This is a genomic window from Stutzerimonas stutzeri (assembly GCF_013522825.1).
Taxonomy (GTDB): Bacteria; Pseudomonadota; Gammaproteobacteria; order Pseudomonadales; family Pseudomonadaceae; genus Stutzerimonas; species Stutzerimonas stutzeri_AK.
Genome location: NZ_JAAMQZ010000003.1, coordinates 128,593 through 147,293, shown reverse-complemented (window position 1 = coordinate 147,293; position 18,701 = coordinate 128,593). Strand labels below are relative to the sequence as shown.

The 18,701-nt window shown below is 63.1% G+C and carries 17 protein-coding genes; 9 read left to right on the top strand and 8 right to left on the bottom strand.

Annotated features, from left to right (window positions below):
* Nucleotides 1-178 precede the first annotated feature (178 nt).
* The gene (gene rimK, locus G7020_RS03575) at nucleotides 179-1,084 is read right to left on the bottom strand and encodes a 30S ribosomal protein S6--L-glutamate ligase (protein ID WP_181082564.1); all 906 of its coding nucleotides are present in this window, start codon (nucleotides 1,082-1,084) and stop codon (nucleotides 179-181) included.
* On the bottom strand, nucleotides 1,081-1,548 hold the full coding sequence (locus tag G7020_RS03570) for an ATP-dependent zinc protease (RefSeq protein WP_181082563.1): 468 nt from the start codon (nucleotides 1,546-1,548) through the stop codon (nucleotides 1,081-1,083). Before G7020_RS03570 ends, rimK begins: the two co-directional genes overlap by 4 nt.
* A 251-nt stretch (nucleotides 1,549-1,799) precedes the next feature.
* Here G7020_RS03570 and G7020_RS03565 point away from each other — a divergent pair, with 251 nt between their 5' ends.
* The 5 genes from G7020_RS03565 to G7020_RS03545 all read left to right on the top strand — a co-directional run bounded on the left by G7020_RS03565 (nucleotide 1,800) and on the right by G7020_RS03545 (nucleotide 7,720).
* Nucleotides 1,800-2,195 (top strand): RNA-binding S4 domain-containing protein, encoded by a 396-nt coding sequence (locus G7020_RS03565; RefSeq protein WP_181082562.1) that lies wholly within the window; start codon nucleotides 1,800-1,802, stop codon nucleotides 2,193-2,195.
* 126 nt (nucleotides 2,196-2,321) lie between these two features.
* On the top strand, nucleotides 2,322-3,215 hold the full coding sequence (gene hslO, locus G7020_RS03560; protein WP_181082561.1) for an Hsp33 family molecular chaperone HslO: 894 nt from the start codon (nucleotides 2,322-2,324) through the stop codon (nucleotides 3,213-3,215).
* Nucleotides 3,216-3,359: 144 nt separating this feature from the next.
* A complete protein-coding gene (locus G7020_RS03555; protein ID WP_181082560.1) occupies nucleotides 3,360-4,901 on the top strand; it encodes a phosphoenolpyruvate carboxykinase in 1,542 nt (513 codons plus the stop codon).
* Between the two features lie 164 nt (nucleotides 4,902-5,065).
* On the top strand, nucleotides 5,066-5,668 hold the full coding sequence (locus G7020_RS03550) for a nitroreductase family protein (RefSeq protein ID WP_181082559.1): 603 nt from the start codon (nucleotides 5,066-5,068) through the stop codon (nucleotides 5,666-5,668).
* A 105-nt stretch (nucleotides 5,669-5,773) separates the two neighbouring features.
* Nucleotides 5,774-7,720, top strand: a complete 1,947-nt coding sequence (locus G7020_RS03545; protein WP_181082558.1) for a RecQ family ATP-dependent DNA helicase — start codon at nucleotides 5,774-5,776, stop codon at nucleotides 7,718-7,720.
* 4 nt (nucleotides 7,721-7,724) lie between these two features.
* Here G7020_RS03545 and G7020_RS03540 read toward each other — a convergent pair whose 3' ends face one another.
* Nucleotides 7,725-9,746 (bottom strand): FIST N-terminal domain-containing protein, encoded by a 2,022-nt coding sequence (locus tag G7020_RS03540; RefSeq protein ID WP_181082557.1) that lies wholly within the window; start codon nucleotides 9,744-9,746, stop codon nucleotides 7,725-7,727.
* Nucleotides 9,747-10,088: 342 nt separating this feature from the next.
* On the opposite strand from G7020_RS03540, the gene G7020_RS03535 reads away from it, so the two are divergent.
* On the top strand, nucleotides 10,089-11,723 hold the full coding sequence (locus G7020_RS03535) for a methyl-accepting chemotaxis protein (RefSeq protein WP_181082556.1): 1,635 nt from the start codon (nucleotides 10,089-10,091) through the stop codon (nucleotides 11,721-11,723).
* Nucleotides 11,724-11,773: 50 nt separating this feature from the next.
* On the opposite strand, the gene G7020_RS03530 is transcribed toward G7020_RS03535, so the two are convergent.
* Nucleotides 11,774-11,974 carry a hypothetical protein gene (locus G7020_RS03530; RefSeq protein ID WP_181082555.1) on the bottom strand — a complete coding sequence of 67 codons (201 nt, stop codon included), beginning with the start codon at nucleotides 11,972-11,974 and terminating at the stop codon, nucleotides 11,774-11,776.
* 229 nt (nucleotides 11,975-12,203) lie between these two features.
* Here G7020_RS03530 and G7020_RS03525 point away from each other — a divergent pair, with 229 nt between their 5' ends.
* The 3 genes from G7020_RS03525 to G7020_RS03515 all read left to right on the top strand — a co-directional run bounded on the left by G7020_RS03525 (nucleotide 12,204) and on the right by G7020_RS03515 (nucleotide 14,970).
* A complete protein-coding gene (locus tag G7020_RS03525) occupies nucleotides 12,204-13,118 on the top strand; it encodes an aldo/keto reductase (RefSeq protein WP_181082554.1) in 915 nt (304 codons plus the stop codon).
* A 9-nt stretch (nucleotides 13,119-13,127) separates the two neighbouring features.
* Nucleotides 13,128-14,429 carry an NTP/NDP exchange transporter gene (locus tag G7020_RS03520; RefSeq protein WP_181082553.1) on the top strand — a complete coding sequence of 434 codons (1,302 nt, stop codon included), beginning with the start codon at nucleotides 13,128-13,130 and terminating at the stop codon, nucleotides 14,427-14,429.
* Nucleotides 14,430-14,544: 115 nt separating this feature from the next.
* Nucleotides 14,545-14,970 (top strand): HPF/RaiA family ribosome-associated protein, encoded by a 426-nt coding sequence (locus G7020_RS03515; protein ID WP_181082552.1) that lies wholly within the window; start codon nucleotides 14,545-14,547, stop codon nucleotides 14,968-14,970.
* A 23-nt stretch (nucleotides 14,971-14,993) separates the two neighbouring features.
* Here G7020_RS03515 and G7020_RS03510 read toward each other — a convergent pair whose 3' ends face one another.
* The 4 genes from G7020_RS03510 to yrfG all read right to left on the bottom strand — a co-directional run bounded on the left by G7020_RS03510 (nucleotide 14,994) and on the right by yrfG (nucleotide 18,455).
* The gene (locus G7020_RS03510; protein ID WP_181082551.1) at nucleotides 14,994-15,701 is read right to left on the bottom strand and encodes a succinate dehydrogenase iron-sulfur subunit; all 708 of its coding nucleotides are present in this window, start codon (nucleotides 15,699-15,701) and stop codon (nucleotides 14,994-14,996) included.
* 539 nt (nucleotides 15,702-16,240) lie between these two features.
* On the bottom strand, nucleotides 16,241-16,711 hold the full coding sequence (locus G7020_RS03505; protein WP_181082550.1) for a glycine zipper domain-containing protein: 471 nt from the start codon (nucleotides 16,709-16,711) through the stop codon (nucleotides 16,241-16,243).
* 167 nt (nucleotides 16,712-16,878) lie between these two features.
* Nucleotides 16,879-17,733 (bottom strand): formate dehydrogenase accessory sulfurtransferase FdhD, encoded by an 855-nt coding sequence (gene fdhD, locus G7020_RS03500; RefSeq protein WP_181082549.1) that lies wholly within the window; start codon nucleotides 17,731-17,733, stop codon nucleotides 16,879-16,881.
* Nucleotides 17,734-17,774: 41 nt separating this feature from the next.
* Entirely contained in the window at nucleotides 17,775-18,455 is a 681-nt protein-coding gene (yrfG, locus tag G7020_RS03495; protein WP_181082548.1) for a GMP/IMP nucleotidase, read from the bottom strand.
* Nucleotides 18,456-18,701: the final 246 nt, after the last annotated feature.

The following is an 18,701-nucleotide window of genomic DNA, read 5'->3' as shown; positions in this document are numbered from 1 at the left end:
ATCCAGGCTACGGTCTGTCCGGTTTTGTAGGATGGAATCGCCAAAGGCGCTTCCGTCATCTGCCGCGAAACACGGCCGTATTGCTGGTGCCCGCCGTAGATATAAAGCCGGGTTACGCTTCACCGACCCGACGGGCGGACCGGAAACAGCGGCAAGCCTCCAGCCTCTCCACGGCCTTTCAGCCCTTGCCCTTGGTTCTGGTCAGGTGCGGGCCGGCGTTCTTTTCCAGGTACTGGATGATCAGCCCGGCCACGTCCTTGCCGGTGGTTTCCTCGATGCCGGCCAGGCCCGGCGAGGAGTTGACCTCCATCACCAGCGGGCCGTGGTTGGAGCGCAGGATGTCCACGCCGGCTACGGAAAGCCCCATGACCTTGGCGGCGCGGATCGCGGTCATGCGTTCTTCCGGAGTGATCTTGATCAGGCTGGCGGTGCCGCCGCGATGCAGGTTGGAACGGAACTCGCCGGGCTTGGCCTGGCGTTTCATCGCCGCGATGACCTTGTCGCCGACGACGAAACAGCGGATGTCGGCGCCGCCGGCTTCCTTGATGTATTCCTGCACCATGATGTCCTGCTTGAGGCTCATGAAAGCCTCGATCACCGATTCGGCGGCCTTCTCGGTCTCGCACAGCACCACGCCGATGCCCTGGGTGCCTTCCAATACCTTGATCACCAGTGGCGCGCCGCCGACCATCTGAATCAGGTCGGCGATGTCGTCCGGGGAGTGAGCGAAACCGGTGACCGGCAGGCCGATGCCTCGCCGCGACAGCAGTTGCAGCGAGCGCAGCTTGTCCCGGGAGCGGGCGATGGCCACCGATTCGTTGAGCGGGAACACGCCCATCATCTCGAACTGGCGCAATACCGCGCAGCCATAGAAGGTGACCGAGGCGCCGATGCGCGGGATCACCGCGTCGAAGCCTTCCAGCGGGCGGCCACGATAGTGGATCTGCGGTTTGTGGCTGGCGATGTTCATGTACGCGCGCAGGGTGTCGATCACCACCATCTCATGGCCACGCTGCTGGCCGGCTTCCACCAGGCGGCGGGTCGAATACAGACGAGGATTGCGCGACAGCACGGCGATTTTCATGGGGCACCGGAAGAGGTAAGGGTCTGGGGTTTTTGCTGCACGTAGGTCAGTGCCGGGTCGATCAGCCATTTGCCGTCCATCAGGGCTCTGGAGCCCAGCAGCAGGCGATAGCGCATGGTCTTGCGGCAGGTCAGGGTGAATTCCACCGGCCACAGGTGATCGCCCAGCGCCAGCAGTGTGCGTACCACATAGCGGGTCTGGGTATGGCCATTGGAGCTCTTGATCAGCTTGCGCGTCACCAACGGTGCTTCACACCGATGGCGGCGCTGCACCTGCGTGCCCAGGTGGGCGGTGAAGCGCACCCAGCGCTTGCCATCGCGCTCGAATTCGCTGATCTCGGTGGCATGCAGCGCCGAAGTGCTGGCACCGGTGTCGATCTTCGCACGCAGGCCGACCACGCCAAGTTCGGGCAGGGCGATCCATTCGCGCAAACCGATGACGGTGTGGGGGTCGGGATTGTTCAAGAAAGCATATCCACTGGATTTGTGCGCATTCTAGCAGGCCATTGAAAAGCGTTGGCGAGGCAGGCAAGACAAGGAAAAAAATGCCCTTCGGGCCGCGCTGAAACACGTTAGCCGCAAGCGGCTTTCCGAGGTTGTTTTTGACGCAGTATGTCAACGCAGAGAGTTTTTCAACGGCCTGTTAGACGTGGTACATGACATCCGTACTTACCTGTACGACCCTATGACAACACGACGGTTGACCGAGTTGAACGATGAGCGAAAAAGACGACGGTAAAGTCCGCCTGGATAAATGGTTATGGGCCGCGCGCTTCTACAGGACGCGCGCCCTGGCCAAGGCCGCCATCGAGGGTGGCAAGGTGCACTGCCGGGGCGAGCGTTGCAAGGCCGGCAAGGAACCGAAGATCGGTGAGGAACTGGTGATCCGCGCCGGCTTCGACGAACGCACCGTGGTGATCCGGGCGCTGTCCTCGGTGCGCAAGGGCGCGCCCGAAGCGCAGCTGCTTTACGAGGAAACCGCCGACAGCCTGGCCCGCCGCGAGCAGGCGGCGGCCATGCGCAAGGCTGGGGCGCTGGGTGTGGAAACCGATGGCAGGCCCAGCAAGAAGCAACGGCGCGATCTGCAGCGCTTTCGGGCGGGCAGCGAGTAACCTTGCGGTTGGACGGTGGCCACTTTCGACCTAGAATGCGGTCCCTTCTTTCATCGGCTGGCAAGGTTTGGCGACTCACCGCCAAACCTTCGCGGCTCCCATTCTTCAATCTGTCTGGTCCTGCACATGCTCGATTCCGATTACACCCAGCGTTTCCTTTTCGATGACACCGACGTGCGTGGCGAATGGGTCGGGCTTGAGCGCAGTTATGCCGAAGTGCTGGCCAAGCACGACTACCCGGAGCCGGTTGCCCAGTTGCTGGGCGAGCTGCTGGCCGCTGCGGCATTGCTGGTCGGCACCTTGAAATTCGATGGGCTGATGGTGTTGCAGGCGCGCTCGAACGGGCCGGTACCGCTGCTAATGGTGGAATGTTCCAGTGAGCGCGAGGTGCGCGGCATCGCGCGCTATCACGCCGACCAGTTGACGCCGGACGCCACCTTTGGCGAGTTGATGCCCGAGGGGATGCTGGCGATGACCGTCGATCCGACCAACGGTCAGCGCTATCAGGGCATCGTGGCGCTGGATGGCGTCAGCCTGGCGGACAGCCTGTCCAGTTACTTCGCTTCATCCGAGCAGTTGCCGACGCGCTTCTGGCTCAACGCCGATGGCCGCCGCGCCTGCGGCCTGCTGCTGCAGCAATTGCCCGCCGACCGCATCCGTGATGGCGAGGAGCGTGAAGCCAGCTGGCAGCACCTGCGCACCCTGGCCGATACGCTTTCGGCTGAAGAGCTGCTGGGCCTGGATACCCAGACTGTGCTGCACCGGCTCTATCACGATGAGCCGGTGCGCCTGTTCGAGCCGCGCCCGATCACCTTCCGCTGCAGCTGCTCGCGCGAGCGCTCGGCCAAGGCCGTGATCAGCCTGGGCCAGGCGGATGCCGAACAGCTGTTGCGTGAGCAGGGTGATGCGATCACCATCGACTGCCAGTTCTGCAACCATAGCTATCGCTTCGATGCAGCGGATATCGCCCAGTTGTTCGCCGGGGCGGGTGTCGAAGGACCTTCCGGTACGCGGCACTAGGCTCTGAACCTTTTTGCCATCACGTGCTCATACCCAGCACCGCGCCTTTTCTGTCATAATCGCGCCCACTTTTTTTCGGTGTAGTCCACTGCTCGGTGGGCTACAAAAGCATGGAGGAATCGGCCCAGAGCCGACGGGAAACTCATGACGCAAGCCACCAATGCCGTGTACATCGATATCAGCGCCGCCCAACTGGTTGAACAAGCCATCCAGCGTGGCGAGGGCCAACTGGCCGCCAATGGCGCGCTCGTCGTCAAGACTGGGCATCGTACCGGCCGTTCTCCCGTCGATCGTTTCATCGTCGAAGAGCCGGGTAGCCAGGGCAACATCGCCTGGGGGCCGATCAACCGTCCGTTCCCTGCGGAGAAGTTCGACGCCCTCTGGGATCGCGTTGAAGCCTTCAACAAGGCCCAGGAACACTTCGTTTCCCACGTCCATGTAGGCTCGTCCGAAGCCCACTACCTGCCTGTCAAGATGACCACCGCCACGGCCTGGCAGAACCTTTTCGGTCGCCAGCTGTTCATCAATCCGGCGCAGTACAACTCCGCCGGCAAGGATGAGTGGCAGGTGCTCAATGTCGCCAATTTCGAATGCTCCCCTGAGCGTGACGGCACCAACTCCGACGGCTGCGTGATCATCAACTTCGCCCAGAAAAAGGTCCTGATCGCCGGCATGCGCTACGCCGGTGAAATGAAGAAGGCCATGTTCTCGGTGCAAAACTACCTGCTGCCCGAAGCCGATGTGCTGCCGATGCACTGCGCCGCCAACATCGGCGAAGAGGGCGACGTCACGCTGTTCTTCGGTCTGTCCGGCACCGGCAAGACCACCCTGTCCGCTGACGAATCGCGCTACCTGATCGGCGACGACGAACACGGCTGGGGCACCGGCGTGGTGTTCAACATCGAAGGCGGCTGCTACGCCAAGTGCATCGACCTGTCGGAGAAGAACGAGCCGGTCATCTGGAAGGCCATCAAGTTCGGCAGCGTGCTGGAAAACGTCGTGCTCGACGATAGCCACGAGCCGGACTACGCCGACGCCAGCCTGACTCAGAACAGTCGCGCAGCCTACCCGCTGGAGCACGTCGAGAAGCGTTCCGAGAAGAATCTCGGTGGCGAGCCGAACGCGGTGATCTTCCTCACCTGCGACCTGACCGGCGTATTGCCACCGGTGTCGATCCTCAACAACGAGCAGGCGGCCTATCACTTCCTCTCCGGTTACACCGCACTGGTCGGTTCCACCGAAATGGGTTCGGGCAGCGGCATCAAGTCGACCTTCTCCACCTGCTTCGGCGCGCCGTTCTTCCCGCGCCCGGCGGGTGTCTACGCCGAACTGCTGATCAAACGCATCCAGGCCTTCGGCTCCAAGGTCTACCTGGTCAACACCGGCTGGACCGGCGGCGGCTACGGCGTCGGCAAGCGCTTCAACATCCCGACCACCCGCGCGGTGATCGCGGCGATCCAGAGCGGTGCGCTGATCGGTGCGCAAACCGAGCACCTGCCGATCATCAACCTCGATGTGCCGACCGCGGTGCCCGGCGTCGATACCCAGCTGCTCAACCCGCGCAATACCTGGGCCGACCCGAACGCCTATGACGAAGCGGCCAAAGAACTGGCGAGCAAGTTCATCGAGAACTTCAAGAAGTTCGACGTATCCGAAGCCATTCAGGCTGCGGGTCCGCAACTCTGAAGCTGTAGCGCCGCACAGCGAAAGCCGCCTTCGGGCGGCTTTTTTGTGGTTGTTGGCAAGCTGTTGATCGAAAACCTCGATAGTTTCCATCAGCAAAGCCCCATGGATTCGAACGATGCCGGGGCATAGCATGGCGGCCTCGTTCAACTCAGTGGAGTTCTCCCATGCATATCGAAGAAGCCATCCAGAGCCGTCGTGCCGTCAAACTCTATGACAGCAGCTTCCAGCTCAGCCGCGAAGAAAAGGATGAACTGCTGAAGACTGCGCTGCTGGCGCCTTCGGCGTTCAACCTGCAGCATGTACGGCTGGTGGAAGTGGCCGACCCGGCGCTGCGTGCGCAGATTCGTGAGGTGGGCTGGAACCAGGCGCAGATGACCGATGCCTCGATGCTGGTGGTGATCTGCGCCCAGGTAGACAGCTGGGAAAAGAACGTTCGCCGCGTATGGGAAGGCGTGGCTCCTGAGGTGCAGGATTACATGGCCGGTGCCATCGACAACTACTACCGTGACAAGCCGCAGGTGCAGCGCGACGAAACCATGCGCAGCTGTGGCCTGATGGCGCAGACGTTGATGCTGGCCGCACGCGGCAAGGGCCTGGACTCCTGCCCCATGGATGGCTTCGACTTCAAGGCAGTGGCCGAGCTGATCAACCTGCCGGAGAACCATGTCATCGCCATGATGGTGGCAGTTGGCAAGCGCGCCGCCGACCCAAAACCGCGTGTCGGCAAGCTGCCGTTCGATGAGGTGGTCATTCGCGACCGGTTCTGATCGGGCGCTCAGACCATGCTCCCTTGGTGGGTCGGTGGGCTGCCCCGCCCTGCGCCGACTCTCCTTTTGCTACCCTCGGGCTTCCAGTCAAAGGAGTGACTCAGCATGATCGAACAGACTCTCGCCCGGGTATTTGGCTACGACGGTTTCCGCCCTGGCCAGCAACAGGCGATCCGCGCCGTGGTAGCCGGGCGCTCGGCGGCGGCGATCTTCCCCACCGGTTCCGGCAAGTCGCTGTGCTACCAACTGCCGGCGTTGCATCTGCCGCACCTGACGCTGGTGGTCTCACCGCTGCTGGCGTTGATGCAGGATCAACTGGCCTTTCTGCATCGGCACGGCATTGCCGCCGCCAGCATCGATTCGGCGCAGGATCGCGAGCAGTTCAGCGCAACCATGGCCCGTGCCAGGTCCGGCGAGCTGAAGATCCTGATGATCTCGGTGGAGCGCCTGAAGAACGAGCGCTTTCGCCACTTCATCAGTCAGGTGCCGATCTCGCTGCTGGTGGTGGATGAGGCGCACTGCATTTCCGAGTGGGGGCATAACTTCCGCCCGGACTACCTCAAGCTTCCCGACTACCAGCGCCAGTTCAATATTCCACAGGTGTTGCTGCTGACCGCCACGGCGCCGCCGCCGGTGATCGCCGACATGCAGGGCAGGTTCGGCATTGCCGCCGAAGATGTGGTCACCACCGGCTTCTACCGATCCAACCTCAACCTGCTGGTCGAGCCGGTAAGTGGTTTCGACAAGCAGCGCCGGTTGGTGCAGTGGCTAGAAAACAAGGCCGGTCAGCCGACCATCGTCTACGTCACCCAGCAGAAGACCGCCGAGCAGGTTGCCGAACATCTGGCGCAGCACGGCTTTCCGGCCAGCGCCTATCACGCCGGGATGGCCCATGAGCTGCGTGAAGCCATTCAGCGGCGTTTCATGGCCGGCGAACTGAACTGCATCGTCGCCACCATCGCCTTCGGCATGGGCATCGACAAGGCCGATATCCGCAATGTGGTGCACTACGACCTGCCCAAATCCGTGGAGAACTACAGCCAGGAAATCGGTCGGGCCGGTCGTGACGGTCAGCCGTCCGATTGCCTGGTACTGGCCAACCGCGACAGCCTCAACGTGCTGCAGAACTTCGTCTACGGCGATACGCCCGAGCAAGAAGGCATTCGCGGCGTACTCGACGAGCTGTTGCAGGTTGGCCAGGGCGGTCAGTGGGAAGTGATGCTCAACCAGCTGTCCGACCAGAGCAATATTCGCCAGCTGCCGCTGAAAACCCTGCTGGTGCAGTTGGAACTGCGCGGCATCATCGCGCCGCGCTTCGCCTATTTCGCCGAATACCGTTTCAAGTACCTGCTCGAGCCCGATGTGCTGATCGCACGCTTCGAGGGTGAGCGGCGGCAGTTCGTCGAAGCCATCGTGCACACGTCGGTGCGGGCGCGAACCTGGTGCACGCTGGATTTCGATGCCCTTTACCAGCAGCACGGCGCCGAGCGGCCTCGGGTGATCAAGGCGCTGGACTACTTTCAGGAAAAGGGCTGGATCGAGCTGGAAAGCAAGCAGATGACCGAGGTCTATGCGCTGCTCGATCCGAGCTTCGATGCCGACGCGCTGAGTGCCGAGCTGTACGGCTATTTCAAGCAGCACGAAACCAGCGAGATCACCCGTATCAACAGGATGCTGGCGTTGTTCGAGTCCAGTGAGTGCTTGAGCTACCGTCTGGCCGATTACTTCGGCGATCGCCAGGCGCCGCAGCGCTGCGGGCATTGCTCGGTCTGTCAGGGACATGTCGCGCAGTTGCCCGAGCCGCCGCTGCTGGCGCCGCTGGATGAGGTGGATGTCGCTGACCGCTGCGCCGATTTCAGCCAGCGCTATCGGCAGTCGAAGAACAGTCCGCCGAGCCCTGAATGCCTGACACGTTTTCTCTGCGGCATCAGCGTGCCGCTGTTCACACGGCTCAAGGCGCGCGGAGTTCCCGGGTTCGCATCGCTGGAAGCCTATCCCTACGCCGAGGTGCGTGAACGCGTGGTGCGTTCGCAGCGGCCCCTGCCTGAGTGAGGCATCAGTGTGCCGTCAGGCCGAGCAGCATATCGGCCACACCCTTGGTCTGACGGGAAGTACCAGCCGTGAGGTTGCTGGATTGCTCCAGTGCATCGAGCAGGCCCGTGAGCGAGCCGACGTCGGTCGATTGCGCCTCGATATGCTGCGCCACCGCGCGAATTTCGCTGGCCAGGCGTTCGATGTCGGTGCCGATTTCCTCTGCGTTCCTGCCGGTGATTTCCGCCAGCTTGCGCACCTCGTCGGCCACCACGGCGAAGCCCCGGCCCATTTCCCCGGCACGCGCCGCCTCGATGGCGGCGTTGAGCGCCAGCAGGTTGGTCTGCCCGGCGATCTGCTGAATGGTCTGCACCACCGACTGGATGCGCTGGCTCGATTGCGCCAGATCACGGGCGCTGCTGACCACTTCGTCGGCCTGGTGGACCATCTGCTTGACCGAGCCTGCAGCCTGCTCGATGACCTGGCCCTGGCGGCTGATGTTCAGGCTCAGGTCGTCCATCGAGCCATGCAGCTCGGTGGCGCACTGATTCAACTGCCCGGCGATGTTCTGGCGCTCGTGGTCGGCCTGCGACAGTACCTGGCCCAGGTCGGCAAGGCCCGAGAATACCGGGCGAATATGCTCGTCGAGGCCGTTGATATCCACCGCGCTGCCATAGTCCTGGCGCTTGAACTGTTCGATCTGCTTGACCACCACCTGGCTCAGGCCGGTGAGCTTCTTGATCTGGCGGCGCAGGAAGAAAGCCTTGAATTCGCCGTGGTAGGCGATGAAGTTGTCGGTGTACTCGTCGTGGAAGTCGTCCTTGTCGCTGGTGCGGAAGAAGAACACCGCCGTCAGCGTCTGGTTGAGGTTGAGCCCGAGAATCTCGCCGAAGGTGGAATAGCCCGCCACCGGCACGTCGCCGAACACCGGGTCCATGCTGCTCAGCGCCTGCTCGTTGTTCAGTCGGCGCAGGATGCAGTCGTTGAGAACGCCCACCAGCGGCTTGCCCGGTTTGTTGCGCAGGAAGCGTTCATAGTCGCGGCGGGTGGCTTCGGCCAGCGGGGTACGCTTGACCATGATCAGCTCCTCGCCGGGCGCCACGTCGCAGAACAGGTGTACGCGCTCGTTGGCGAAATCGATTCGCGAGATCGAGCGGACGAAGACTTCCTCGCCCACCCTGATGGCGAAGGAGTAGTCTGCCAGGCGCCGCTCCAGCTCCTGCGGCATGCACTTCAGGGCCTCGCAGAGCGCGGCGACCATGCTGCGTATATTGCCCCTGGCATCCACCACCTGGCTGATGTAACGGTCTTCCAGGGATGCGCTGAGCACGCTCAGGCTGAGCGGGGTGGGCTCGAAGTTCTGGCTCTTGAACACGCCGAAACGCACGTTCCGGGCGCACTTGAGGAAGACGATCAGCGCATGGTTCTGGTAGGCGCGCTGGCCGTCATGCAGCTGGGTTTTCTGGAAGTCCAGCGTGCCGCCGGCCGAGCCGCCGACGAACAGGCAGGGGAAGCGCCCGGACTCGTACAGCGCCTCCATGAAGAAGGATTCCGAGGCCGACAGGCCGTCGAAGAAGATATTGGCCAGGGTGTCGCGGTAGTCGATCTTCATCGACACCTGCAGGCGCTTGATCGAGGCGGTCAGTCTGGCGATGCGCTGTGCCATGCTCACGCGCTGGCCCGCTGCGCGAATGTCCTCGCATTCCAGCGGCACCTGCACGATCTCCGCGGCGGCGATCACGCTGGCGTCGAACAGCTGCAGTACCACCCGGTCCCAGTGTGCCCCGGTCGCGCAATACAGGTGCTGGTTGTCGCTGGACAGCTCGCCCGAAGTGGTACACAGGCTGACCACTGCCTGCGGGAAGCGCTGGGCGATCCGCCGCGCCACCGCGTCGATATCCACATGCGGAGAGACGAAGCCGGCGATGTAGGTGGGGTTGAAGCGCAGCGTGGCGAGCTGCTGTGCCAACTGCTGCGAACTGCCGAGCAGGCTCAGTACGCCATCGGATTGCTTGTTGCCCGGCTTGAAGTGGGAAAACGGAAACATGGGCGGTACTCGCGCAGTTCGATAGGGCGAAGCGGGAGGCTGCGCCTCCCGTCAACAGATATCAGTCGGCATCGACCAACATCTCTGGAATACCGTTCGGCGCCTGCCTGGTGCGATTCAGGCTACCGAGCGGCTGGTCGAACTGGCTATGCAACCATGGTGCTCGTACTTAAGTAGGAGAGGAAATCCTGGTGTCCGTTTGATACCGCTCAAGGGGGGCGCTCTGTCGCTGTGCAAATCTTCGGATTGCGGTGCGGTTTCATCGAAGTTACAACAGCTGGAGTGGTCTTTTGCCGTGAGCCCTCTTGCCGATAACCAGGAAAACCTTCAAGGAGTGATGCCATGTTTCGTTTGTTCGCCGATCTCGGGTTTCGCTGGAAAATCACCTTGCCGATCAGCTTTCTGGCGGTGCTGCTGGTGCTGATGGGCTGGCTGGGCATGCGTGGTATCGATCAGGTCGCGGGTTCCAGCAACACGCTGGCCACGCGTTATCTGCCGGCCATCAGCCTGCTGCTCAATGCCGACCGTGATCTGTACCAGGCGTTTATCGCCGAGCGCAGCCTGCTGGGCGCCGGTGCCGGAGCGCACGCCCAGGCGTTACGTCTGAGTCATGCGGAAAACCTGCAACAGGCCCATGAGCGGGTGCAACGATACGTCCAGATGCAGCCGGGTGCCGAGGCGCTGGCGCTGGTCGACCAGTTCAATCGCGGTTTCGAGCAGTGGCAGAAGGTTTCGCAGCGGGTGATCGAGCTGGTCAATAGCGATCCGCAGGCAGCCAGTGCCCTGAGCTTCGGCGACAGCGAGGCGCGCTTCGAGGCCATGCGCGACGCCATCGACCAGCTTGGCGAGCTGGAGGATCAGGCTGCGAATCGCGAGGGCGAATCGGCGATTGCCGAGGGGCTGGCTGTCGCCGCGCAGCAGGGCACGATCCTGCTGATAGGCATGCTTGGCTGTCTTGTGCTGATCCTGGGGATGCCGCTGGTGGTGCTGAGACCGATGCGTCGGCTGCTCCAGCGTGTCGAGCAGATAGCCGAAGGCGACGGTGATCTGCGCACGCGGGTGGAAGTAAGTTCGGCCGATGAGCTGGGGCAGTTGGGTAGTGCCTTCAATCGTTTTATTGATAAATTGCAGCCGCTGATTGCCGAGGTGGGGCAGGTGACTGCCGAGGTCGAAGCGGCGGCGCGCGGGATGTCCAGCATGGCCAGCGCCAACGATCAACTGATCAGCGGCGAGCATGCCGCCGTCGATCAGGTCAGTACCGCCGCCACCGAGATGAGCGCCGCCGTGCATGAAGTGGCGCGCAACGCGCAGAACGCTTCGGATGCCGCTCGTCAGGCGGAGGATCAGGCCAGCGCGGGTGCGCAGGTGGTGAGTGGCACCATCGAATCGATCCGCCAACTCGCCCAGGAAGTGGAAGGAACTTCGCAGACCATCGAAGCGCTGGCCGAGGAAGCATCCAGCATCGGCGATGTGATGGAAGTCATTCGCGGCATTGCCGAGCAGACCAACCTGTTGGCGCTCAACGCGGCTATCGAAGCGGCACGGGCGGGCGAACAGGGGCGTGGCTTTGCCGTGGTAGCCGATGAAGTCAGGGCGCTGGCGGCGCGTACCCAAGAGTCGACCAAGGATATTCAGGTTCGCATCGAGCGCCTGCAGGGTGGCGTCAGCCGGGCGGTTCAGGCGATGCATGCCGGCAGCGGCAAGGCCCGTGACAGCGTCGAGCGGGCGGCGGGTGTGGATCAGACGCTGGCTGATACCACCGAGGCAGTGCGCCGTATCAACGACATGGCTGCGCAAATCGCCACGGCCTGCGAAGAGCAGAGCAGCGTGACCGAGGAAATTGCGCGCAACATCAGCGATATCCGCGACCTTTCCGACGAGGCTGCGTCAAATTCGGCACAGAGCATGCGCGCCAGTGAGGAGCTTTCCGGCTTGTCCCAGCGCCTGGCAGGGCTGGTTGGACGCTTTCGCGTTTGAGTTGCAGAAAGGAGAGTCCGGCTGTCGTCAACCGCGGTGTGCGGGCCTGCCTATAGCGAGCCCCACAGCAGCTTGCCCAAGCCGGTATCGGCAGGCAGCAGAAGCAGGCTGAGGAGGAAGATCAGCAACAAACCCAGCGCATAGCCGAGGCTGATCAGTCTGTTTCGCCGTTGCCGGTGCGCTTCTGACGGCGTGGTCGCTGATGGGTTTGCCGGGGTTTGACTGCTTGGTCTGTGGGTATGGCTGGGCATGCCTGTCTCGATACTGCGTAGCGTTGGTGCCAATGGCGCGTCGCAGTAGAACCGAACTGGAGGCATATTGCCAGCACTGCTTGCCCGGCCCGCCAGATGGCTGCTTGCTGGCGTGCGGCAGCAGCCTGAAACAAAAGGAAAACCCTCTGGTCTCCGATCAGCTGATGGCCTTCGCGATGTCGACCATACTCAATCGCCAGGTTCGTGCAGCCCTTTGGAGAACACGCCCATGCAGACGCGTCGTCAACTACTTCAGCGTTCCACACTTGTCGCCGCGCTCGCTGCCCTGGGGCCGCTTCTGCCAGCCCTGGCGTGGGCGGAGCCCTTGCGCCAGCGACGGATTCCCGCCACAGGCGAGATGCTGCCGGTGATCGGTCTCGGTACTTCGCGCACCCATGACGTCAGCCTCGATGATTCGCAGATGGATGCGCTGCTGGAGGTGCTGCGGATATTCGTCGAGGGCGGCGCGAAGCTGATCGATACCGCGCCAAGTTATGGCAATGCCGAAGCGGTCAGCGGCGAGCTGGTCGCACGGCGCGCTGTGCGTGAGCGAGTATTTCTCGCCAGCAAGGTTTCCTCCAGCGGTCGCGAGCGCGGGCTGGCGCAGATCGAGGCCAGCTTCGAGGCGTTGCAGAGCGACACCATCGACCTGATCCAGGTGCACAACCTGCAGGACACCGCCACCCAGCTCGGCCTTCTACGCGAACTGAAAGAGCAAGGGCGCATCCGCTATATCGGCGTGACTCACTATGTGGAGTCGGCCCATGAGCGGCTGCTCGATGTGCTCAAGAGCGAAAAGGTGGATTTCGTTCAGTTCAACTACTCGGTCGGCGAACGCAATGCCGAGAAGCGCCTGCTGCCGTACTGCGCCGACAACGGCATCGCTACGCTGATCAACCGACCGTTCGCCCGGGGCAACCTGCTGGGGCGGGTCAGGAACAAGCCGTTGCCCGATTGGGCGGTCGAACTCGACGCGAGCTCCTGGGCACAGCTGGCGCTCAAGTTCATTCTCGCCGAGCCGGCGGTGACCGCGGTGATTCCGGCGACTTCGACCCCGCGCTATATGGCCGACAATCTGCTGGCCGGGCAGGGCCGTCTGCCGGATGCACGGCAACGCCAGCTGATCGCCGATGCCTTCGGTTGAGCCCGGCCGATGCTTGTGGCTTCGACCCGGTTGCGCCTGGCCAGGCTGATCAACGCCCGACCCGGCGAATCGAGGGCCGCGCTGGCCGGTTTCGGCCTGTTCTTCTGCCTGTTCTCCGGCTATTTCATGCTACGGCCGATCCGCGAGTCGATGGGTATCCAGGGCGGGGTGGAAAACCTGCAGTGGCTGTTTACCGCGACCTTCCTCGCCATGCTGGTGGCGGTACCGCTGTTCGCCTGGCTCAATTCGCGCGTGGCGCGCATCCATTACATCGATTGGGTCTACGGCTTCTTCTGCGTCAACCTGCTGCTGTTCGCCGGGCTGTTCTTCGTCCTGCGCGACAGCGTCTGGCTGGCGCGGGTGTTCTATGTATGGATCTCGGTCTACAACCTGTTCGTGGTTTCGGTGGCCTGGAGCCTGATGGCCGATGTGTTCGATGCGCCCCAGGCGCGCCGTCTGTTCGCCTTCATCGCCGCGGGCGCCAGCGTCGGCGGTCTCGCCGGTCCGGCGACGAGCGCTCTGCTGGTGGGTGTGATGGGGGCGTTCGGTCTGATGCTGCTGGCGGCACTGCTGCTGGCCGTGGCCGTGGCGCTCAAGCATTACCTGATGGCCTGGCGGGAAGTGGCTGGTGCCGGGCGGCCCGATGCCGAACGAGCGGAAAATCCGCGCCGTCCGGTGGCAGGCAATCCCTTCAGCGGGCTGACGCGGGTGCTGGGTTCGCGCTACCTGTTGGGGATCGCGGCATTCGTACTGTTACTGACCGCTGCCAGCACCTTTCTGTATTTCGAGCAGGCGCGGCTGGTGGCCGAGCTGTTTCCCGACCGTGCCGAGCAGGTGCGGGTATTCGGTGCCATCGACTTCGTGGTACAGGCTGGTGCGTTGCTGTCGCAATTGTTCATCACCGGGCACATCGCCCAGCGGCTCGGTGTGCGGGTGCTGCTGGCGGTGGTGCCGGGACTGGTCTGCCTGGGCTTTCTCGGCCTGGCGCTGGCGCCTACGTTTGCCGTGCTGGCAGCGGTGATGATCGTGCGACGTATCGGCGAGTACGCCTTCGTTCGCCCGGGCCGTGAAATGCTCTTTGCGCCACTGGATGCCGAGAGCAAGTACAAGGCGAAGAATTTAATCGATACGGTGGTCTATCGCGGCGGCGACGCCCTCAGCGGTTGGGCCAAGACATTGCTGGACATGCTCGGCCAGGGTGCCATGTTGATTGGTCTGGTGGGCGCCGGCTGTGCAGCGGTCTGGGCCGTGCTGGGCTGGTATCTGGGCGGCAGGGCCGATCGGCAGGCGAGGACGTCCGGGCAGCGATAAGAGCGGCCTGCCAATAGGCTCGTTGGTATTGCTGAGGTGATCCGTCCGATCATTCTGAACCTCGGCGCAGGTCGCATCCTCGAACCTTGAGATGTATCACGAAAGAGGTGAGCGAATGCAGATCCAGGTGAGAAGCAACCATATCGAAGGCAGTGCCGAGCTCCATCAATGGGTTGGTGCCGCAGTGCAGGAGCGGCTGGAACGTTTCGACGATTTCCTGATGCGGGTGGAAGTTCATGTCGGCGACGAGAACGCGCAGAAGGCCGGCGCCGCTGACAAGCGTTGCCAGATCGAAGCGCGGCCCAAGGGTCATCAGCCGCTTTCGGTGACGCACAAGGCCGAGTCGCTGCAGCTGGCGGTCGACGGGGCCGCCGAAAAGATGCACAGCGCCATCGGTCATCTGATGGGCAAGCTCGATGCGAAAGTGATCGCCAGCGGCTATCTCGATGATCCCTTGCTCGAAGAGGAGCCACAGCAGGTCACCGATGCCCTGTTGCAGGAGGAGTTTCTCGCCCGGCAGGAGGAGCGAGGCAAGGATTAGACCCTGCGACGAGGCGATATCCTTCAGGTGCCCCGCTGCAAAAGCTCGCGCCGAATATGACCAATGGCGCCCATGGGGTTGAGCCCCTTGGGACAGACCCAGCTGCAATTGCCGATGCTGCGGCAGCGAAACACGCTGAAGGGATCGTCCAGATCCGCCAGCCGCTCGGTCGCTGCCGTATCCCGGCTGTCGACGATGAAGCGCCAGGCCTGCAGCAACCCGGCCGGGCCTATATATTTTTCCGGATTCCACCACCAGGACGGGCACTGCGACGAACAGCAGCCGCAAAGGATGCATTCGTACAGGCCATCGAGCCGGGCACGCTCTTCGGGCGATTGCAGACGTTCGATGCCAGGTGCCGGCTGGTCATTGATCAGCCAGGGTCTGATGCGTTCGTACTGTTTGAAGAACAGGCTCTGGTCCACCACCAGATCGCGCACCACCGGCATGCCGGGCAGCGGTCGGATGACCAGGCGGCCCGCGCCATCCAGGGCGTCGGCTACGGGTGTGATGCAGGCCAGGCGGTTCTTGCCGCCGATATTCATGCCGTCCGAGCCGCACACCCCTTCGCGGCAGGAGCGGCGGTAGGCCAGCGAAGGGTCCGTTTCGCGCAGGTATTCCAGAACATCCAGTACCATGCGCTGGCGAAATTCCTCGGGCGCCTGCATCGACTGCATGTAGGGCTTGGCGTCCCGTTCCTGGTTGTAGCGATACAGCTGTACGTCGAGCATCGTCTGTTTCCCTGGGTGGTGGAGAAACGGCAGGGTGTTCCTGTTCGCATCGGAGCGATTCAGCTACAGCGTAGATCAAAGAATGGAATGGCCCGCTTCGTGACAGGAGAATGCATCGATGCGAAACTGATGGCAGCGGTCGATGGACTTGCTGCGCGAACAATTGCGCTGATGATAGCGGATGGTTCCGGCACGCTTCGGGACGCGAACGTGAGCGTCCGGTGAGCAATGAGTTGGGAAGGCCATGGGCCGTGCGGGAAGATGGCGCTGTCGGTATGGCGAAAGGCTTACACGCCGTCGCGCTTATCGCTGCTTCAGCCGCTGCGGGACGAGGCTTAATCTATGCCCATCTCTGCAGCGCAGGACGCGCTCAGGATCATGGATGATCGGCCACGCCAGGAAGGCAATTCAGACGGATTTGGAATGGTCAGAGAAAGCCCGCTTCGGCGGGCTTTCTGCTTTTTGCGGTTCGCGCTGATCCAGCGAGATAGCGCGGTGGACAAGGTGGGGCTGTGTGATCAGTTGCCGCCATGCCCGCTTCAGTGCCGGTGGCCGTGCTTGTGTCTATGTTTGTGCTTGTAATGACCCTTGGCCTTGCCGGGAGGACCATAGTAGCGGCGGTCATCGCGGCGGCGGTCGAAGCGGTGGTCATCCTCGTCGCCGTAGGCATTGCCTATCGCGCCGCCCGCACCGCCGCCCACTGCTGCGCCGATCAGCCCGCCGGTGCTGCCGCCGACGCGCTGGCCCACCACGTTGCCACCGGCGGCGCCCAGTCCGCCGCCAATGGCCGCCTCCGTACGGCTGCGCTTGTCGGCGCCGACCATGCCGCCGGCTGCACCGCCCACGCCTGCACCGATGGCTGCACCCGTGGAGCCGCCCAGATGTTCGCCCACCACCGAACCCAGCGCGCCTCCCAGCGCGCCACCTACGGCGGCTTCGGTGTTGCTTCCGGCAAAGGCGCTGCTGCCGAGCAGGCTGGCGGACAACAGCAGGATCGAGGAGTACTTCATGGTGAAACCTCAGAAGGAATGACGGCGCGATCCTCGGCTGTCGACGGGTGCTTGTGCAAGCGTTGGCGGACGAAAGGTGTGATGCCCTTCGCTTTAATTAACTTGTTGATTTATATGAGGAACTTTTGAAAGGCGAAGCGGTCGTGGAAGGTGTCTGGCCCCGGCAGTCAGGGCCTTGATCGCAGGCCGACAGCGGACAGCGGGCTGTACACCCGTGGCGGACTGCGATGGGGAATATGGATCAGGTTGAGGTTGTGCCGCTGCGCCCAGCGCGTCGCCAGGCCCGTGGGTGCCGAGAGGCTGACCAGCGTCTGAATGCCGGCGCGCTGGACCTTGTGGATCAGTTCCAGACTGCAGCGGCTGGTGACCACCGCCACGCCGCCGACGATGTCCAGGCCGATGCGGTTGATGGCACCGATCAGCTTGTCCAATGCGTTGTGCCGGCCAATGTCTTCCCGGCTCAGGCGAATCTCGCCCTGGGCGTCCATGAACAGTGCGGCATGCACCGCGCCGCAGCTCTGCCCGAGTATCTGGAATTCGCTGATGCGCTGGCGCAGGTCATCCAGCCAGTGCGCCGGTGGCAGCGGCGCGCCGGGCAAAGCCTGCAACTGCGGCAGCGCCTGTTCCAGTGCCTCGACCCCGCACAGGCCGCAACTGGCGTTGCCGGGCAGCTGGCGGCGCTGCTGCTTGAGAGCCCAGAAGGCGCGGCTGGCAATCTCGACCTCGGCCTGGCGGCCCTCGCCCGCGCCGCTGATGCGGATGTCGTAGATATCGCCGGCCCGCTCGACGATGCCGCTGCCGAGGCTGAAGCCCACCACGAAATCCTCCAGGTCGGCGGGTGACACCATCATCACCGCCTGGCTGATGCCGTTGTAGGCGATGGCCAGCGCGCATTCCTCGGCCAGCTCGACGGTTTCCGGCAGCGTCTGGCCAATGGCCTGGAAACGATATTGCCCGCTGGCGCCCACGGGTGTCGTGGTATTGCGTTTCGGGGACAAGGCTGGAGGGCGTGGAATATTCATGGGCAGACTCGGCAATTGATTGGTAAAGCGGGTGCGACTGTTCAGTCAGGATAGCCCTGCAGGCTGCGAATCAGCTCCAGGTAATCGCCAACGGCTGCGAATTCCTCGGTATTTTTCTGCCCGCGCCGGCTGTCCGGCTGGCTGACCGCCCGCAGGTGCGTGACGCCGAAGTCGCGGGCGCTGCGCAGTATCGGCAGGCTGTCGTCGATGAACAGCGCGCGCGCCGGATCGAATTCCAGGTCGGTTTTCAGCGCATACCAGAACTGCGCCTGTTCCTTGGGGAAGCCGTAGTCATGGGAGCTGATCAGGCGGTCGAACCAGGGCGCCAGCTCGATGCGTTCGAGCTTCAGCGACAGCGAATCGCGATGGGCATTGGTGATCAGCACCACGCGCTTGCCGGCCTCGCGCAGCGCGGCGAGGAACTGGTCGGCTGCCGGGCGCAGGGCGATGAGGTCGGCCATCTCGCGCTTCATCTCGCGGATCGGCAGGTTCAGTTCGCGCGTCCAGAAGTCCAGGCAATACCAGCTCAACTGGCCCTGATGCGCGTTGAACAGCGGGGCCAGTTCCAGCTCGGCCATGGCGAGGCTGATGCCGTGCAGCTCGGCATAGCGGCGGGGCAGGAATTCGAGCCAGAAGTGATTATCGAAATGCAGGTCCAGCAGGGTGCCGTCCATGTCCAGCAGGACGGTATCGATTTCGGACCAGGGCAGGGAAGTGGTCATGGCAGGCTCTTGTGGTTCGGCAAGGGTGCAATGGTGCGGCAGCGGTCGGTTCTATGCAAAGCGTTCGCAGTGAGGGCCTGTTGATGTTTCAGCACAATCCGCGTTGCTGCGCCAAATGCCGCCAGGCAAGGCGCGGGACGCAGGTAATGGTGGTTCCCTTGCCAAGTCCCGCAACGCCGCATGGCGACATTTGCCGCGCAACCCGGAGGGCCGGGCCTGTTTTTGCGCGATGCAGCGTTTCTCGTC

Coding starts and splice junctions, on each gene's coding strand:
- rimK (WP_181082564.1), bottom strand. CDS start 1,084: ATGAAAATCGCCGTGCTGTCGCGCAATCCTCGTCTGTATTCGACCCGC.
- G7020_RS03565 (WP_181082562.1), top strand. CDS start 1,800: ATGAGCGAAAAAGACGACGGTAAAGTCCGCCTGGATAAATGGTTATGG.
- hslO (WP_181082561.1), top strand. CDS start 2,322: ATGCTCGATTCCGATTACACCCAGCGTTTCCTTTTCGATGACACCGAC.
- G7020_RS03530 (WP_181082555.1), bottom strand. CDS start 11,974: ATGCCCAGCCATACCCACAGACCAAGCAGTCAAACCCCGGCAAACCCA.
- G7020_RS03550 (WP_181082559.1), top strand. CDS start 5,066: ATGCATATCGAAGAAGCCATCCAGAGCCGTCGTGCCGTCAAACTCTAT.
- fdhD (WP_181082549.1), bottom strand. CDS start 17,733: ATGAATATTCCACGCCCTCCAGCCTTGTCCCCGAAACGCAATACCACG.
- G7020_RS03505 (WP_181082550.1), bottom strand. CDS start 16,711: ATGAAGTACTCCTCGATCCTGCTGTTGTCCGCCAGCCTGCTCGGCAGC.
- G7020_RS03515 (WP_181082552.1), top strand. CDS start 14,545: ATGCAGATCCAGGTGAGAAGCAACCATATCGAAGGCAGTGCCGAGCTC.
- yrfG (WP_181082548.1), bottom strand. CDS start 18,455: ATGACCACTTCCCTGCCCTGGTCCGAAATCGATACCGTCCTGCTGGAC.
- G7020_RS03535 (WP_181082556.1), top strand. CDS start 10,089: ATGTTTCGTTTGTTCGCCGATCTCGGGTTTCGCTGGAAAATCACCTTG.
- G7020_RS03525 (WP_181082554.1), top strand. CDS start 12,204: ATGCAGACGCGTCGTCAACTACTTCAGCGTTCCACACTTGTCGCCGCG.
- G7020_RS03555 (WP_181082560.1), top strand. CDS start 3,360: ATGACGCAAGCCACCAATGCCGTGTACATCGATATCAGCGCCGCCCAA.
- G7020_RS03520 (WP_181082553.1), top strand. CDS start 13,128: ATGCTTGTGGCTTCGACCCGGTTGCGCCTGGCCAGGCTGATCAACGCC.
- G7020_RS03540 (WP_181082557.1), bottom strand. CDS start 9,746: ATGTTTCCGTTTTCCCACTTCAAGCCGGGCAACAAGCAATCCGATGGC.
- G7020_RS03510 (WP_181082551.1), bottom strand. CDS start 15,701: ATGCTCGACGTACAGCTGTATCGCTACAACCAGGAACGGGACGCCAAG.
- G7020_RS03545 (WP_181082558.1), top strand. CDS start 5,774: ATGATCGAACAGACTCTCGCCCGGGTATTTGGCTACGACGGTTTCCGC.